This window comes from Micromonospora sp. U21 (assembly GCF_018070045.1).
In the GTDB taxonomy this organism is placed as follows: domain Bacteria; phylum Actinomycetota; class Actinomycetes; order Mycobacteriales; family Micromonosporaceae; genus Micromonospora.
The window spans coordinates 18,318-34,693 of record NZ_JAGPYK010000033.1 but is presented as its reverse complement, the minus strand read 5'-3'; the positions used below and the strand labels follow the sequence as shown (position 1 = coordinate 34,693).

Sequence of the window (16,376 nt, the reverse complement as noted above, 5' to 3'; positions counted from 1 at the left end):
AGGCAAGCTCGTCTTGATCATGCCGAACGTGATGCGGCACGCCCACCACCCGCGGTCGGCGCCATCAATGGTCACCAATTGTGATCGGAGCAAGCCATTGATCCCGTTCACTAAACCGGTCTAGCATTCTCCAAACCGGTTTAGCGACCGGTGGTCCGCTCCACGACCTAACTGGTACGGGAAGGTGGTCGAGGTGGTCAGACAAGGTCGGCCGACGATCACCGACGTCGCTCGTGCCGCCGGGGTCTCCAAGGGAGCGGTCTCCTTCGCCCTCAACGGCCGGCCCGGAGTGGCCGAGGGGACCCGCCAGCGGATCCTGGCGGCGGCGAAGGCGATGGGCTGGACGCCGAGCCACCGTGGCCGGGCCCTCTCCACCTCCCGGGCGTTCGCCGTCGGCCTGGTCCTTGCCCGCCCGCCGGAGCTGCTCGGCGCCGACCCGTTCTTCCCTGCCTTCATCGCCGGCGTGGAACGGGTCCTCGCCGAGCGGAACCAGGCGCTGGTCCTACAGGTCGTCACCAGCCGGCGAGCGGAGGAGGACGGCTACCGGCGGCTGGCCGCCGACGGGCGGGTGGACGGGGTCTTCCTCCTCGACCTGCGGATCGCCGATCCCCGGATCGCCCTGCTGGAGGAGCTGCGGCTGCCCGCCGTCACCCTCGGCCGTCCCGACGTGGCCAGCCCGTTCCCGGCGGTGCTCGTCGACGACCGACCGGGGATCACCGCCGCTGTACGCCATCTGGTGGAGCTGGGGCACCGGCACGTCGCGCACGTCGCCGGCCCGGACCACTTCCTGCACGGGAGGGCCCGGCGGGACGCCTGGGAGAACGCGCTGCGGGCCGCCGGGTTGCCGCCCGGGCCCTGCGTGCCCGCCGACTTCTCGGCGGCCGGCGGGGCCCAGGCCACCCACCAACTGCTCGACCTGGCCGACGTGCCGACCGCGATCATCTACGCCAACGACCTGATGGCGATGGCCGGCATGGCCGTGGCCCGGGAACGTGGCCTCGACGTCCCGGGCCGGCTCTCGCTCACCGGCTTTGACGACACCGAACTGGCCGCCCACATCAGCCCGGCGCTGACCAGCGTCCGGACCGATCCGTCCGGGTGGGGCGGCGCTGCCGCCCGTGCCCTGCTCGACCTCATCGAAGGCGACGGCGGCGCGGACGTCGAGATGGCCCCCGCGCAGCTCGTCGTCCGCGCCTCCACCGCCCCACCGCCCACACCACACCAATCGCCGCGACCTGCCGGCCGGCCGTCGCGCCGGCCCGGCCGGTCGATCGTCACGGCAGCCGAGATCGGAGACCCATCATGAAACGGACCGTCCCCGCCGCGTTGCTCGTTCTCTCCCTCGGCCTCACCTCAGCCTGCAGTGACGGCGGCTCCGACGCCGAAGCCGACTCCTCGGCCAAGGGGCCGATCACCATCTGGCTCTCCAACAACAAGGAGGAGCTGGCCTGGGGCACGGCGATGGTCGAGGCGTGGAACAGCCAGCACGCCGACCAGAAGGTCACCGCCCAGGAGATCCCGGCCGGCAAGTCCTCCGAGGAGGTCATCGGCGCCGCGATCACCGCCGGGAACGCCCCCTGCCTGATCTTCAACACCGCGCCGGCCGCCGTGCCGCAGTTCCAGAAGCAGGGCGGGCTGGTCGCGCTGGACGACTTCGAGGGCGCCAAGGGCTACATCGACCAGCGGACCGGTTCGGCCGCCGAGCAATACAAGTCGCCGGACGGCAAGTACTACCAGATGCCGTGGAAGGCCAACCCGGTCATGATCGTCTACAACAAGGCGATCATGCAGAAGGCCGGTGTCGATTCGGAGAACCCGCCGCTCGGCACGTACGCGGAGTTCCTTGATACCAGTCGGAAGATCAAGTCTTCCGGTGCGGCGCAGGCAGCCATCTACCCCTCGCCGACCAGCCAGTTCTTCCAGTCCTGGTTCGACTTCTACCCGCTCTTCATCGCCGAGACCGGCGGGAAGCAGCTCGTCGAGGACGGCAAGGCGCAACTCAACTCGGCCGAGGGGCAGCGGGTCGCCGAGTTCTGGAAGACCCTCTACGCCGAAGGACTGGCCCCGAAGGAGCAGTACAACGGTGACTCCTTTGGTGAGGGCAAGGCCGCCATGGCGATCGTCGGCCCGTGGGCGATCGCCGTCTACAGCGACACGATCAAGTGGGGTCTGAAGCCGGTCCCGACCTCCGCCGGCAAGCCCGCCGCCGAGACGAAGACCTTCAGCGACGCCAAAAACGCCGCCATGTACTCCTCCTGCCAGAGGCGGGGCACCGCCTGGGAGGTGCTGAAGTTCGCTACCAGCCAGGAGCAGGACGGCGCGCTGCTGAAGGCGACCGGCCAGATGCCGCTGCGGACCGACCTGACCGCCACCTACGCGGACTTCTTCACCCAGAAGCCCGCCTACCGCGACTTCGCCGACCAGGCCGGGCGCACCGTCGAGGTACCGAACGTGCCGAACTCCATCACCATCTGGCAGACGTTCCGGGATGCGTACTCCGAGTCGGTGATCTTCGGCAAGCGGCCGGTGGCCGACGCGTTCGGCGACGCCGCGCAGAAGGTCGACGGGCTAGCCGGCCAGCGATGAGCGTCCGCCTCACCCGGGGTACACACCAGCACCCCGGCCGCCGACCGGTGACGGCTCTGCTCGGCCGTCACCCGGTCGGGCTGGCCCTGATCGCGCCCTACGCCGCGTTCATCGTGCTGGTTTTCGCGTACCCGCTCGGGTTCGCCGTTTGGATCAGCTTCCACGACTATTTCTTCGCCGCGCCGGGAGCCCAGGTCGACCGTCCCTTCGTTGGGCTGGAGAACTACCGGGCGGTGATCGGCGACCCGGGGGTCCGGCAGGCGTTCGGCAACATTCTGGTCTTCCTGCTGATCAACGTGCCGCTCACCGCCGTGCTGGCGCTCACGCTCGCCGTGGCGCTCAACCGGTCCATCCGGGGACGCACCTTCCTGCGGGTCGCCTACTACGTGCCGTACGTCACCGCCAGCGTCGCCGTGGTCGGAGTCTGGCTCTTCCTGTTCAGCTCGGACGGCCTGGTCAACAGGGTCCTCGGCCCGCTCGCCCCGGACCCGTCCTGGCTGGTCAACGAGACGCTCGCGATGCCGCTCATCGCGGTCTTCGTGGCCTGGAAGCAGCTCGGCTTCTTCATCCTGCTCTACCTCGCCGCGTTGCAGACCGTCCCCAAGGAGCTGTACGAGTCGGCGGCGGTGGACGGGGCGACTGCCTGGCAGCGATTCCGCTCGGTGACGGTACCGGCGGTTCGCCCCGCCACCACCCTGGTGGTGATCCTGGCGACCATCACCGGCGCGAACCTCTTCACCGAGCCCTACCTGCTCACCGGAGGCGGCGGCCCGAACGGCGCCTCCACCTCCCCGGTACTGCTGATGTACCAGCGCGGCATCGAGCAGGGCGCCCCGGACGTTGCGGCGGCGATCGGTGTGCTGCTCGTCGTTGGCGTCGTCACCGTATCGATGATCAACCGTCGACTGCTGGAGAGGCCCTGACATGTCGACCAGCACCCTCGGCACACCCACACCCACACCCGGAGTCGCGTGCGCGCCCGCGGCACGCCGTCGCCCCGGCACCCTCCGGCGGATGCTGCGCACTACCGCCCTGGTCGCCTTCGCGCTCGCCTTCCTCTTCCCGTTCTACTACATGTTCATCGGATCGTTGCAGGCCGAACCGGACACCTCCCCGGCCGGGGCTTTCCCTACCGGCGGCCTCACCCTGGACAACTACCGGGAGATCAACACCGAGATCAACCTGCTCCGATCCCTGCTCAACTCCGGGATCTTCACCGGCGGGGCGATCCTCGGCACGGTCGTCTTCGGCGTACTCGCCGGCTACGCGCTGGCGCAGCTCAGCTTCCGGGGCCGGGGCGCGCTCTTCGGCCTGGTGCTACTGGTCCAGGTGGTGCCGTTCCAACTCCTGCTGATCCCGCTCTACGTCCTGATCGTGCGCGGCTACGGGCTGGCCGACTCCTACCTCGGCATGATCCTGCCGTTCGCGATCAACACCACGGCGGTCTTCGTCTTCCGGCAGTTCTTCCTGCAACTGCCGGCCGACCTCTTCGCCGCCGCCCGCGTGGACGGCGCGAGCGAACTGCGCATCCTCTGGTCGGTCGCGCTGCCCCTGGTCCGTCCTGCACTGCTCACCGTGGTGCTGCTGACCTTCATCGGCCCGTGGAACGAGTTCCTCTGGCCGTTCCTGATCACCAAACAGACCGACATGCAGCCGCTGGCTGTCTCGCTCGCCAACTACCTGAGCAACGTCGCCGCGCGCGCCGCCAACCCGTACGGCGCGATCCTCGCCGGCGCCTGTGTCCTCGCCGCCCCGGCCGTGGCGCTCTTCATCGCCTTCCAGAAGCACTTCACCTCCACCAACATCGGATCTGGCGTAAAGGGTTGAACCGTTGACTGTCTCCACCATCGTCCCGTACACCCTCACCCGACTCGGCGTAGTCATGGCGCCAGAAGCGGGGGAGCCGCTGGAGGTCGAGGGGGTGCTCAACCCGGCCAGCGGACGTACCCCGGACGGGAAGCTGCACCTGCTGCCCCGGCTGGTCGCCGAGGGGAACGTCTCCCGGGTCGGGCTCGCCGAGGTCGAGTTCCACGACGGGGTACCGGCCGGGGTGATCCGGCGCGGCGTTGTCCTCGCCCCCGACGAGGGGTGGGAGCGCGGGCTGAACAACGCCGGGGTAGAGGATCCGCGCACCACCTGGGTGCCGAGCCTCCGCACCCACCTGATGACGTACGTCGCCTACGGGCCGCTCGGCCCGCGCCTTGCCCTGGCCGTCTCCACCGACCTGCGCACCTGGCGCCGGCTCGGTCCAGTGCAGTTCGCGTACCAGCCGGACCTGAACACCGACCTGAACCTCTTCCCGAACAAGGACGCGGTCTTCTTCCCCGAGCCGGTGCCCGGTCCGAACGGCCTTCCCTGCTACGCGATGCTGCACCGGCCGATGTGGGACCTGGGCTGGTTCCGTCCCGGTGAGGGGGTGCACCTGCCGGCCGGGATCACCGACGAGCGGCCCGGCATCTGGATCTCCTACGTCCCGGCGGAAGAGGTGCACTCCGACATCACCGCCCTGGTCCGGCTCCGCGACCACCGCTGCGTCGCCCTGTCCAAGTTCCCCTACGAGGAGTTGAAGATCGGCGCCGGCCCGCCACCGGTCCGGGTGGAGGAGGGCTGGCTGCTCATCCACCACGGGGTGACCGGCGACATCCCCGACACCTTCGACCCCAGCACTCAGAAGGTCGAGTACGCGGCCGGGGCGATACTGCTCGACCCTTCCAACCCGGGCCGGGTGCTGGCCCGCACCGCCGAACCGATCCTGATGCCCGAAACCGAGGACGAGCGCTCCGGCACCGTGCCGAACGTGGTCTTCCCGACCGCGATCGAGGAGGTCGACGGGGTCCGGTACGTCTTCTACGGGATGGCCGACGCCAAGATCGGCGTCGCCCGGCTGGACCCTGTCCGGTGAGCGGCGCGGCCGGGTTCGGCCGGCCATCGTGACCGGGCCGGTGCCCACGACCAAGGCAGCTGCCGAGACGGGGCGGGCCGGGTGACCGGCCCAGCCGCGCTGCGCCTCAACGTCGTCGGGGCCGGCGGCTTCGCCACCTTCCTCACCGGCGTCCTGCGTGACCTGCCTGACGTGGCGGTGACCATGGTCGCCGACCCGGACACCGACCGGGCCGGGCAACTGGCCAGGACGCTGGCCGCCCGGGCGGTGCCGGACTGGCAGGCGCTTGTCGGCGCCGACGACGTGGACGTCGTGGTGGTCGCCACGCCGCCGGCCAGCCACGCGGAGACCACCCTCGCGGCGCTGCGCGCCGGCCGGCATGTCTTCTCCGAGAAACCCCTGGCCACCGGCGAGGACGACGCCATCGCCGTTCGGGACGCGGTCGCCGCCACCGGTCGTGTCCTGGTGGTCGACCACATGCTGCGCTACAACCCCGTGCTACGGGCGCTGGCCCGGCTGCGTGACCCAAGGTTCGCACGGCGTCCGGTTCCCCGTCCGGCCCGCCGCCCGACCCGCTGCTCGGCCCGGTCCGGCGGCTCGCCTTCGAGAACGACGCAAGCGACGAGGACCTCGGCCCGGAGCACTGGTTCTGGGACGAACGGGCCAGCGGCGGGATCTTCGTCGAGCACGGCGTGCACTTCTTCGACGCGGCCGACGCCCTGGTCGGCTCGACCCCCGAGTCGGTGCAGGGCATGCTCGGCCACCGCCCGGCAGCGACCTGGTCGACCTGGCGGTCGCCACCACCCGGTACGCGGACGGCGCGGTGACGACATTCGCGCATGGCTTCAGCCACGCCCACCGCTGTGACCGGCAACTGATGCGGATCGACTTCGGCACCGCAGAGGCCCAGGTGACCGGCTGGATCCCGGTGCACGCCACCGTAGACCTCTGGACCGACGACGCCGGAGCCGCGCTAGTCGAGAGCCTGCCGGCCCGGGCCGGGGAACTGCTCGCCGTCGACGGCCACAGGTTGGGTGACCGAGCCGCCGTCAAGGTGGCTGCGCACCGGCACGCCGGCCCGGCACACGCCCGGGATCGGGGCCACGAGCGCCGGCTGCCGCATCGCTGCCGGATCACCGTCGACCTCGGCGGCGAGGCCGCCAAACCCTACGTCTACGCCGAGAGCGTGCGCGCCGCCATGCACGACCTGGTGCGCTGCGTCCGTTCACCAGTCCTGACCAAGGAGACCCCCGTGAAACGCCGATCACTGCTGCTGGGCGGCCTCGCCCTCACCACCCCGCTGCTGACCCCCACCCCGGCCGGAGCCGCCGCCCCCGCCGTCGCCCCGCCGAGCACCGCCGGGCAGGATGGCCCGCTGACCAACCTCGCCCACCTGGACTTCCTCCGGCAGGACGTCACGCCGCCAGACCAGCACGGGCACTCCACCTACCGGCTCGCCGACACCCCCGCGATTGAGGTGCTCTGGACCTACGCCGAACCCAGGCCGGACGGCGAATTCCGCCGGGTCGGCGGCGGCGCATACAACCCGGAAACCGACACCTGGGGGCAGGGCGCCTACAACGCCGACGACATCTCCCGGGCCGCGGTGGTCTACCTGCGGCACTGGCGGCAGACCGGGGCCACCACCAGCCGGGACGCGGCGTATCAACTCCTGCGCGGCCTGACCTACCTGCAGACCGCCGACGGTCCGCACGCCGGCAACGTCGTGCTCTGGATGCAGCCAGACGGCACGCTCAACCCGAGCGCCGAGCCGAAGGAACTGCCGGACCCGTCCGACAGCGACGCGTCGTACTGGCTGGCCCGGACCATCTGGGCGCTCGGCGAAGGGTACGCCGCGTTCCGCGACACCGACCCGGACTTCGCCGACTTCCTACAGAACCGCCTCGACCTGGCGATCGCCGCCGTGCAACGCCAGGTGCTCGTCCGCTACAACCAGTGGCAGATCATCGACGGGGAGCGTACCCCGGCCTGGCTGATCGTGGACGGCGCGGACGCCACCGCCGAAGCGGTCCTCGGTCTCGGCACCTACGTCGAAGCCGGCGGCGGCACCACCGCCCGCCGGGCGCTGCGCCAACTCGCCCGGGGCATCACCGCCCTCGCCGACGGCGACGTGCGGGAATGGCCGTTCGGCGCGGTACGCCCCTGGGCGCTCTCCCGCTCGGTCTGGCACGGCTGGGGCGCCCAGATGCCGGCCGCGCTCGCCCGGGCCGCGCAGGCACTCGGCGACCGGACCCTGCTCGGCCCGGCCGTCACCGACTCGGCCGTCTTCACCCCCTGGCTGCTCACCTCCGGCGGCCCGGACAACGGCCGGCTGCCCACCCGCACCGACCGGACCCAGATCGCCTACGGCGTCGACTCCCGGGTGCAGTCGCTGCTCGCCGTCGCCGACGCCAGCGGACGCTCCGGATTCGCGCAACTCGCCGCCGTCACCGCCGCCTGGTACTTCGGCGCGAACCCGGCCGGGACGCCCGGCTACGACCCGAACACCGGCCGGGCCATCGACGGCATCAACGGAGACGGACACGTCAACCGGAACTCCGGTGCCGAGTCCACCATCCACGCGCTGCTCAGCATGCTCGCCCTGGACGCTCGGCCTGAACTGGCCGCACTCGCCCGCCGGACCGAGATCGTCGAACGGGTCGGCGCGGTGACCCTCGAAGCCGAGAATGCCTCCCGCCTGGGCGGCGCGACCGTGGTCACCCCACCGTCCGCGTGGACCGGCGAATCGCTGATCAGCGGGGCGTACGTCGACCTGCCCGCCGGGGCCGGGCTGCGCTGGCAGTTCCCGCCAGCCGACCAACCCCGGCTGGTGCTGCCCGTGGTGAACCTGCGCCCCGGCGTACCCGCCCGGACCGTCTGGCGCAGCGACGCCGGGCCGCTCGGCGAGGTCGACCACGCCCGGGTCGGCACCCAGGGCAACTCCCCGGCGCCGGGCGCGCTGCTCCCGGTCACCCTGCCCCGCGAACTCGCCGCCCACGCCACCGAACTGACCGCCGAGGCGACGGCCGGGGAGCCTGCGACCGTCGACGCGGTCGTGCTGGAGCCGCTGGTCTCCCGGCTCACCCTGGCCGGCGACGGGCGGAGCACGACGCTGCTGCGCAGCGCCGCCCGGACCGCCCGGACGGCGGAGGTCACCCCCGGCGGCGCCGGACCGGCCACCGTCGAGGTGTACGACGCGGCGGGTGTGCTCCGCTCGCAACGCACCGGCACCGCCACCACGCTGCGGGTCACCGTGCTGCCCGGCGGCTTCACCCTGGTCCGCCGGTGACGCGGTCCGCGCCGGGGGAGCCGTGGTGGCGCGGCGGGTCTGCCAGCAGGTGTACGTCCGCAGCTTCGCCGACTCGGACGGGGACGGGACCGGTGACTTGCCCGGAGTGACCGCCCACCTGCCCACCTGGTCTCCCTCGGCGTGGACGCCGTCTGGCTGACCCGGCTCTACCCGTCACCGATGGCCGACGGCGGGTACGACGTCGCCGATCATCGCGACGTCGCCTCGATGGTCAGTTCGGCGTCCGGTTGCCCGGCCAGCAGGACCGCGGCCATCTGGGCAACGTCTTCCGCGCCGCGAATGGGACTCATCGCGGCGGGCAGCAGCCCGCCGCCGTCGCACACCGCGATCGCGTCAGCGTCCAGGGCCGCCCGGAGCGCGGCGATGTCTCCTAGCCGGCAGGCCTCGGCGAACCTGCGCACGACATCGTCATGCCGATTGAACATGCTGGGACCGGATAGGCGGCTGCGCGGGTGGCTCCACCGGGTCGTCGCCGGTGACGAACGCGCGGCGGGGATCCTGCACCGAGGCCAGCGAGACGATGTCGCGGCCGAACACCGCGGCGGTCAGCCAGACCGCCAGCACCCGGGTCTTCCGTTCCCAGCTCGGTACGGCGAGGACGTGGTACCCCCGGTGCATCAGCCAGGCCGGCAGCCCCTTGATAACGATGCCCCGGTACTGGAAGATGCCCCGACCGAGGCCCAGCGTGGCGACGGTGCCGAGGCTGTGGTGCACGTACTGCTTCGCCTTCCGCCCGCGGAGGGTGGCCACGATGTTCCTCGCCAGAAGCTTTCCCTGCCGCACGGCGTGCTGGGCGTTCGGTACCGTCACGGCGCCGGGCCGGCTCACGGCAAGGTCCGGAATCGCCGCGTCGTCGCCGGCACCCCAGGCGTCCGGCACCGGTTCGCTCTCGGTGCCGACCCGCAGGTCGGCTCGTACGATCAGCATCCCGCGCCCGTCGATGGGCAGATCGGTGTGGCTGCGCACCATCGGATTGGCGGCGTTGCCGACGGTCCACACGATCAGATCGGAGTCGAACTCCTCTCCGGTCGACAGCACCACGTGACCGTCGCGCGCGGAGATCAATTGGGCATTGAGGTGTATGCGTGCGCCGCGCTTCTCCAGCGACCGCACTACCCATTGCCCGGGTCCGTCGGAGACCTCGGGAAGGATCCGGTCCCGGGCCTCCACCAGGTGGAACTGCAGCTCGGCAGGGTTCAGCTCGGGGTACGCCCGCATCAGCGATGTCGCCAGGGACAGCAGCTCACCGAAGCCCTCGACGCCGGAGAAACCACCGCCCACGAACGTCACGGTGAGCAGCCGCCGGCGCAGCGGCCCCGGCTCGAGCGTCGAGGCCCGGTCGAACGCGGTCAGCAGCCGATCCCGGATCGCCACCGCCTCCTCGACGTGCTTCATACCGATCGCCTGCTCCGCCACGCCGGGAATGGCCAGCTTGCGGGTCACCGCGCCGGCCGTGACGACGATGATGTCGTAGCCGAGCGCGAATTCCGGACCCTCGGCCGGCCGCACAGTAGCCGTCCGGTGTGCATGATCGACCGCGACGACCGTACCCGAAATGAGCGTGGCCCGGCGTAGGTGCCGGCGCAGCGACACCGCGGCGTGTCGCGCCTCGACCGATCCGGCCAGCACCTCGGGGAGAAACGGCTGATACGTCATGTACGGGCGCGGATCGACCACGACGACACGTGCCTCGTCCCGCCGAAGCTTCTTTCCCAGCTTCCAGGCCGTGTAGAAGCCGGCGTAGCCGCCGCCGGCCACCAGAATCGTTCGCACGGTGTCCTCTGTTTCTCTCGCGGCCGACAGCTATATGACCAGGTAGCGCGCTGGTTTGTGACGTCGGCGGATCAGGCCACTCCGGACACCGCCGCGGTCTTCTCGGGGTTCATTATCCACAGCACGGGATCCACGCCCTCGGTCGAGGCGCTGACCATGAGCACGGCGGCCAAGGTGCCGTCGCGCCGCAGCACGGCGGAGGTCTGGCCGTTCGTGTTCGCCCACCCCACGTCGAGGCCGTCCCAGCACCAGGTGATCGCGTTCAGGAACTTCGCCATGCGCATCACTCCCGCCAGCGGCCAGCGGCCGGCGGGCGACGCCCGACGCGCCGTTTCCGTCGAACAGGCTGGTCACGTTCGCCGCGAAGAGCCGCTCCAGCGCGGTCATGTCGCCCGAGCGGGCGGCCGCGATGAACGTGGTCAGCAGCTCCCGTTGTGCGGTGGTATTCGCTGGTGTGCGCGGGACGGCCTGACCGAGCATCACGCTTCAAACCTCCAGCGGCAGTCCGTCGTGATGTAGACGAAAGCCGTCAAGAACAGCGGGATCGACCGCGAGACGCAGGTTAGGAAGCTGTTGCGCGATTCGTTCGAACATGATCCGGCTCTCCAGCCGGGCCAGGTGGGCGCCGAGGCAGAAGTGGATCCCGTGCCCGAAGGCGATGTGCTTGCGAACGTCGGTGCGGTGGATGTCGAACACGTGCGGCCGGTCGAACACTGTGGGGTCACGGTTGGCTCCCCACAACGACATTCCCACGCGGTCGAACGCAGGGATCCGCCCACCAGCTATCTCGACGTCCTCGAGGGCAAATCGCGGTGGCACGATCTCGACCGGGCCCCGGAACCGGAGTGTCTCCTCGACCACCGCTGCCGCCAGCAGCGGATCGTCCCGCAGCGCCTGCCATTGGTCGGGATGGGTGAGCAGGAGTCGAATGCCGTTGCTGATCAGGTCGACGGTTGTCTCCTGGCCGGCGATGAGCAGCAGCTGCACCAGCGCCACCAGTTCGTCCCGGTCGAGTCGGTCGCCCTGTTCCTCGTGGGCCACCAGTTGCGATATCAGGTCATCGGCGGGGACGGCCCGCCGCCGGGCCGCCAGCTCGTCGAGGTATGCCGCGAATGCCAGCGTGGCAGCCGAGCTGTCGATGCTGGCCGACACGATCGCCGCTGACCAGGCGCGGAACTGTGGCCGGTCCGGTTCCGGAATGCCGACCAACTCGGCGATGACGTTGACCGGCACCGGGTCGGCAAGGTCGGCGATCCCGTCGATCCGTCCCTGCTGGCGCGCCCGCGCGACCAGCCGGTCGGCGAGTTGGCTGATCCACGGCTCCAACCGGGCCACTGCCCGTGCCGTGAAGCCGCCGCTGACCAGCCCTCGCAGGCGGGTGTGGTCGGGCGGATCAAGGCTGATGAGCTGGCGGGCCTCGATCCTCGCTACCTCCGACAGTTCGTGCCGGGCGGGTTGCCTACCGCCGGGGCAACGCCGGTGAACCTCGTGTCCGATCGCCGGGTGACGCAGCCCTTCCAGCACATCGGCATGTCCGGCGATCATCCAGAACCGGTTGCCTGCGGGATCGATCTGAAGAACCGGCCTGCCAGTGGCTCGCACCCGGTCGTAGAACCTGTGCGGGTCACGGCGCACCACCGGATCCCACAACTCCGAGACGCCGAACTCGGTGGCCACGTCGCCTCCATGAGCGGGAAGTGCACTGTGTGCTCCGGTCGCCTTGCGCATCCCGTCGGATGGCGCACGCCTGGTCACCACGTCGTGCGTCTGGCTTCGGAGCGGACGGCTGACGGCCGACCAGCCAGGCCGGTTGAGCGCTAACATAGGGATGTTTCCCGCACGTGTCAATCGAGAGTTTTGCTTTCCCGACGGCACTGCCGACCTTAGAGTTAGCGCTCACATTGGTTGGTGATCAAGGCTCCCCGCCGCTGACTCAGTGCCTTCCGTGGGCCGCCGCGGGCACTGCCCTCCCGCCCGCGGCACGGGACGGTCCTGCCGGTCACCCAGGCCGAGCTCGACCGGGTACGGGCGTTCCACCTGCGTTGACGTCGACACCGGACGCAGGCTGATCGCGCAGTAGTCACTCGTGGGGCTGGCCGGACACCGTCGGGCCCGCCCTGCCGGCACCGCACCGCGAGGCATGGATGGCTGGCGGACGCGAGCCGCCGCTGCCCGAGACCGGTACGGAGGATGCGGACGAGTCCGATGTCTCGTTCGAGAACTGCAGGCGCCTTGCGCTGCGGGCGATGGAGCGCGTACGCGCCATTCCTGCGACAAGTGGGCCGCGAGGTGCCGGGGCAGCTCCGATGGCAGCTACGGGCGGGTGTCAACCGGGAGGGCCGCCGGTGGCGGTACGACGTTGCGCGGCAGTCGCGACGCGGGGCGGGTTCGGGCGCGCAGCAGGTGGTGCAGCACCACCAGGGGAGCCACGCCGGCCGGATACCAGGCCAGGTCGACGGGGTCGAACTGCACACCGAGCGCCAGTCTCGCCGCGAGGCTCTGCGCCGACAGTTCGGCCGGCACCCCGGTCAGCTGCGCGCACTCCACCACCGAGCTAAAGACGGTGGCGACCATCCCGGCCGGCACCGGCGCCGTCCGCGGCCGCAGGAACAGCACCGCGGCCCAGACCATCGACGCGTACAGCGCGGTGCCGGAATACTGCCGCAGTGCCCCGTCGTCGACGACGCGGATCAGCAGTGCGAGGCCCAGGAACAGCAGCGCGGCCACCGGCATGAGCAGCCGCACCGTACGGGCCGTGATCGGCACTCTCGCGATGGTAGCCACCGCACCAACGTACGCGTCCAATCCGCCGCGCCCTCGCAGACCGTTGACCGGGTCCGCCGGTCTCGGCGGACCCGGTCGCACCGTCGGCGACGATCGCCGTCACGATCGCCGGTCCGCGCCCTTAGCTCGACGCGCCGGAGGGCGCGCAAAGCATCAGAGTCGATAGATGTGGCGGTTGGTTTCCGTGGACGCCCGGCGGTGTCAGGGGCTGCAAGCGCGAAGCGGCACACCGACCGGGATCCATCGACCTGAAGCCGGCGCGACCACACCGCTAGCCGAGCTGCCGACTCAACCGGGAACACGACTTCCCGGCGGGGTGAAGGCCGCCAGCACGGTCGCGGTGATGAACGCGCCCGCCTTCTCGGAGTCCAGACGGCCGGCGTTGATCTCGTCGGCGGCGTTGTGCATCACGCTATGCAAAACTCCGACCAACCAGGGAGTGGAGAGATCGCTCCTGAACACACCCTCGTCCCGGCCACGCTCCACAAGGCCTTCGACGCGCTCTACAGGGCCGGCATGAAGGATACGGATCCGTCCTGGTGGAAGAACTCCCTGAGCCGCGAGCAACAGGGAGCGGGACCGGTTGACCAACAGCCAGCTGGAGTCAATCAGCCGGGCGAGCGCCTGCCGTGGATCGCCGGTCAGGTCAACTGAATCGAGCGCCGCGTGGCCCTTCTCGATGGCGCTGGCGAGCGCCGCCTCCACCAGGTCGACCCGGTTCGGGAAGTGGCCGTAGAGCGTGACTCGGCCGACGCCGGCCGCCTTTGCGATCTCGCTGACGCTGGCCTCCGGGTTGCGGCTCAAAGCGCTCACCGCGGCCTCGAGAATCGCCGCGATACTGCGCTGCGCATCGGCTCGCCTGGCCGGACCCTTCGCCTGCTTCGCTCCCGTCACACGAACTCCCTTGTCGAACAGTGCTGTACGAGTTACTGTACCCGACGGAAGTCAAACAGTCCTGTTCGAGATGGAGGGGGCGCCGTGTCCGCACAGGCCGTCGACCAACCGGAAACCACCGCCGCCAATCCAACCCGCTGGCGGATGCTGGCAATGCTGGGCATCGCGCAGTTCATGCTCATCCTGGATGTCACCGTGGTGGCGATCGCGCTGCCGCACATCGGCGCGGACCTCGCCCTGGAGCGCGACACACTGACCTGGGTGGTCAGTGCCTACACCCTGATGTTCGGCGGCCTGATGCTGCTCGGCGGGCGGGCGGCGGATCTGTTCGGCTCCCGCCGCGTGGTGCTGCTCGGCTTGCTTCTGTTCACTATTGCGTCCCTGGTCACCGGCCTGGCCGCTGGTCCCGCGATGCTGATCGGTGGGCGGATCGCGCAAGGCGTCGGCGCCGCGATGCTGTCGCCCGCAGCGCTGTCGGTGGTGGCGAGAACGTTCCACGGCCAGGAGCGCAACAAGGCACTCGGCATCTGGTCCGCGCTCGGCGGTGGAGGCTCAGCAATCGGTGTCCTGCTCGGTGGTGTCCTGACCGCTGGCCCTGGCTGGCAGTGGGTGTTCTACATCAACGTGCCCATCGGCCTAATCGTGCTGGTGGCACTAACCCGGATGCTGCCGAAGGACCTGCCGCAGGGGAGCCGTGCACGTCTCGATGTTCCGGGCGCCATTCTTGTCACGGCCGCCACCGGCACGGCGATCTACGCGCTGATCAACGCGGGGGACCGGGGCTGGTCAACTGCCTCGACCCTCGGGACTCTGGCCGGCGCCGTCGCCTTGTACGCCGTGTTCGCGATCCTGCAACGCACCGTGCGATCGCCACTGATGAACCTGCGCATCCTGACCCGCCGGCCGGTGGCCGCAGGCACCTTCCTCATCCTGGTAGCGACGGCGTTGATGATCGCAGTGTTCTTCCTCGGGTCGTTCTTCCTTCAGCACCACATGGGTTACGGGCCGCTGCGCACCGGGCTGCTGTTCCTGCCCGTCGCCGTGGCAACGATAGTCGGAGCCCAGGTCGCTGGCCACGTCGTCGGCCGCCTCGGCGCCCGGGCGGTAGCAGGGATAGGCCTTGCGGTCGCGGCGCTCGGCACCGCGGTCGCCGCAATCTGGGACGACTCTGCCGCGGTGGTGACGGGGATCAGCATCGGCGCCGCGGGCATTGGCGTCGCCTTCGTCGCCTCCTCCGCTACTGCCCTGGCACATGTCGCCCACGACGAGGCCGGGGTCGCCTCTGGACTCCTCAGCACCTTCCACGAGTTCGGCGCCGCCCTTGGAGTCTCGCTGGTATCCAGCATCGCCGCGGCGAGTATCGCCGGCAGCAGCGGCACCGGGTTCACTCATGGCTTCACCTTCGCCGCGGTGACGGCTGCGGCTTCGGCTGTTCTGGCGCTGCTCATCGTCCCGGCCCTGAAGTCCCCGCCCGTGGTAAAGGCCAACGCGCACTGAGCGCACGGGCAACGCGCCAGTTGACGGTCAGATTTGACGTAACCGATACGGCGCTTTGACGAAAAACGCCTGGCGTGTCAGACCTGTTGGTTGCAACCGATACGAAGGTCCCGCGCAGATGAAGGGTCGGGATCACACTCGGCAACGGTCCCGCGCAGAAGTCGAGGGACCGCTGCCGAGTTGGGTGCCTGCTCCTGCGCGTTCTGGCACTGACGATGACCCAGCCGCGCGGGCCGCCCAAGGCGTGGTCGTCCGCCTCGACCACCGCGCTGGACCGGTGTCCGGTCACCGCGCACGGAATCAGCGCCGGACGCAGGCTCGGCGTCGCCGGCGGCGCTGCTGCCTGTACCTGGTGACGGCAGGGGCAGGCCATTGGCGGTGGCTCGACCACCGTCAACCCGGACGGAACCTGGTCGATCATCGTCTGAGTCCGTGGCGTCGTCACCCACGTCCTCGACAGTCCGACCGTACGTGGCGGCTGCCTCCAGCCGGACCTCGTACAGCAGCTCAATGCGATGGTGACCTCGTACCAGTTCGAGCCGACTCTGCTCGTCGCAGCGAGGTCACCGACCGCATGCTTATCTTCAGCGAACGACATCTTGGTGAATACGCCCGTCACTACAACGGGCGGCGGCCACACCGAGCCCTGCA

The 16,376-nt window shown here is 70.2% G+C and carries 14 protein-coding genes and 2 pseudogenes; 10 read left to right on the top strand and 6 right to left on the bottom strand.

Annotated elements, in window-relative coordinates; translation table 11 throughout:
* Positions 1-193: 193 nt before the first annotated feature.
* From KBX63_RS29180 to KBX63_RS29140, 9 genes and pseudogenes are all read left to right on the top strand, one after another.
* The gene (locus KBX63_RS29180; RefSeq protein ID WP_210916791.1) at positions 194-1,306 is read left to right on the top strand and encodes a LacI family DNA-binding transcriptional regulator; all 1,113 of its coding nucleotides are present in this window, start codon (positions 194-196) and stop codon (positions 1,304-1,306) included.
* Positions 1,303-2,586: an extracellular solute-binding protein gene (locus KBX63_RS29175; protein ID WP_210916789.1), complete on the top strand. Its 1,284-nt coding sequence runs from the start codon at positions 1,303-1,305 to the stop codon at positions 2,584-2,586. The genes KBX63_RS29180 and KBX63_RS29175 overlap by 4 nt, the downstream gene beginning before the upstream one ends.
* Positions 2,583-3,509, top strand: coding sequence for a carbohydrate ABC transporter permease (locus KBX63_RS29170; RefSeq protein WP_210916788.1), 927 nt, complete (start codon positions 2,583-2,585; stop codon positions 3,507-3,509). The genes KBX63_RS29175 and KBX63_RS29170 overlap by 4 nt, the downstream gene beginning before the upstream one ends.
* A gap of 91 nt (positions 3,510-3,600) precedes the next feature.
* On the top strand, positions 3,601-4,413 hold the full coding sequence (locus tag KBX63_RS29165; protein WP_210916787.1) for a carbohydrate ABC transporter permease: 813 nt from the start codon (positions 3,601-3,603) through the stop codon (positions 4,411-4,413).
* A 4-nt stretch (positions 4,414-4,417) separates the two neighbouring features.
* Complete coding sequence (locus KBX63_RS29160; protein ID WP_210916786.1) at positions 4,418-5,488, top strand: hypothetical protein; 1,071 nt, start codon at positions 4,418-4,420, stop codon at positions 5,486-5,488.
* 81 nt (positions 5,489-5,569) lie between these two features.
* Positions 5,570-5,932: pseudogene (locus KBX63_RS36895) on the top strand (Gfo/Idh/MocA family protein); the annotation flags it as partial.
* Positions 5,933-6,042: 110 nt separating this feature from the next.
* On the top strand, positions 6,043-6,294 hold the full coding sequence (locus tag KBX63_RS36890) for a Gfo/Idh/MocA family oxidoreductase (protein WP_210916843.1): 252 nt from the start codon (positions 6,043-6,045) through the stop codon (positions 6,292-6,294).
* Positions 6,291-8,756 carry a hypothetical protein gene (locus KBX63_RS29145; protein WP_210916784.1) on the top strand — a complete coding sequence of 822 codons (2,466 nt, stop codon included), beginning with the start codon at positions 6,291-6,293 and terminating at the stop codon, positions 8,754-8,756. The genes KBX63_RS36890 and KBX63_RS29145 overlap by 4 nt, the downstream gene beginning before the upstream one ends.
* Positions 8,753-8,978 (top strand): annotated as a pseudogene (locus tag KBX63_RS29140) (alpha-amylase family glycosyl hydrolase); the annotation flags it as partial. The gene KBX63_RS29145 and the pseudogene KBX63_RS29140, both read left to right, overlap by 4 nt.
* Here KBX63_RS29140 and KBX63_RS29135 read toward each other — a convergent pair.
* The 6 genes from KBX63_RS29135 to KBX63_RS29110 form a co-directional block, all read right to left on the bottom strand.
* Positions 8,966-9,202, bottom strand: coding sequence for a hypothetical protein (locus tag KBX63_RS29135; protein ID WP_210916778.1), 237 nt, complete (start codon positions 9,200-9,202; stop codon positions 8,966-8,968). The pseudogene KBX63_RS29140 and the gene KBX63_RS29135 overlap by 13 nt on opposite strands.
* Positions 9,186-10,550, bottom strand: a complete 1,365-nt coding sequence (locus KBX63_RS29130) for an NAD(P)/FAD-dependent oxidoreductase (protein WP_210916775.1) — start codon at positions 10,548-10,550, stop codon at positions 9,186-9,188. Before KBX63_RS29130 ends, KBX63_RS29135 begins: the two co-directional genes overlap by 17 nt.
* A 71-nt stretch (positions 10,551-10,621) precedes the next feature.
* Positions 10,622-10,828: a hypothetical protein gene (locus KBX63_RS29125; protein ID WP_210916772.1), complete on the bottom strand. Its 207-nt coding sequence runs from the start codon at positions 10,826-10,828 to the stop codon at positions 10,622-10,624.
* Positions 10,829-11,036: 208 nt separating this feature from the next.
* A complete protein-coding gene (locus KBX63_RS29120; protein ID WP_210916771.1) occupies positions 11,037-12,425 on the bottom strand; it encodes a cytochrome P450 in 1,389 nt (462 codons plus the stop codon).
* Positions 12,426-12,863: 438 nt separating this feature from the next.
* Positions 12,864-13,316 (bottom strand): DUF2809 domain-containing protein, encoded by a 453-nt coding sequence (locus KBX63_RS29115; RefSeq protein WP_307871877.1) that lies wholly within the window; start codon positions 13,314-13,316, stop codon positions 12,864-12,866.
* Between the two features lie 306 nt (positions 13,317-13,622).
* Positions 13,623-14,228, bottom strand: a complete 606-nt coding sequence (locus tag KBX63_RS29110) for a TetR/AcrR family transcriptional regulator (RefSeq protein ID WP_210916769.1) — start codon at positions 14,226-14,228, stop codon at positions 13,623-13,625.
* A gap of 84 nt (positions 14,229-14,312) precedes the next feature.
* On the opposite strand from KBX63_RS29110, the gene KBX63_RS29105 reads away from it, so the two are divergent.
* Positions 14,313-15,725, top strand: coding sequence for an MFS transporter (locus KBX63_RS29105; RefSeq protein ID WP_307871876.1), 1,413 nt, complete (start codon positions 14,313-14,315; stop codon positions 15,723-15,725).
* Positions 15,726-16,376: the final 651 nt, after the last annotated feature.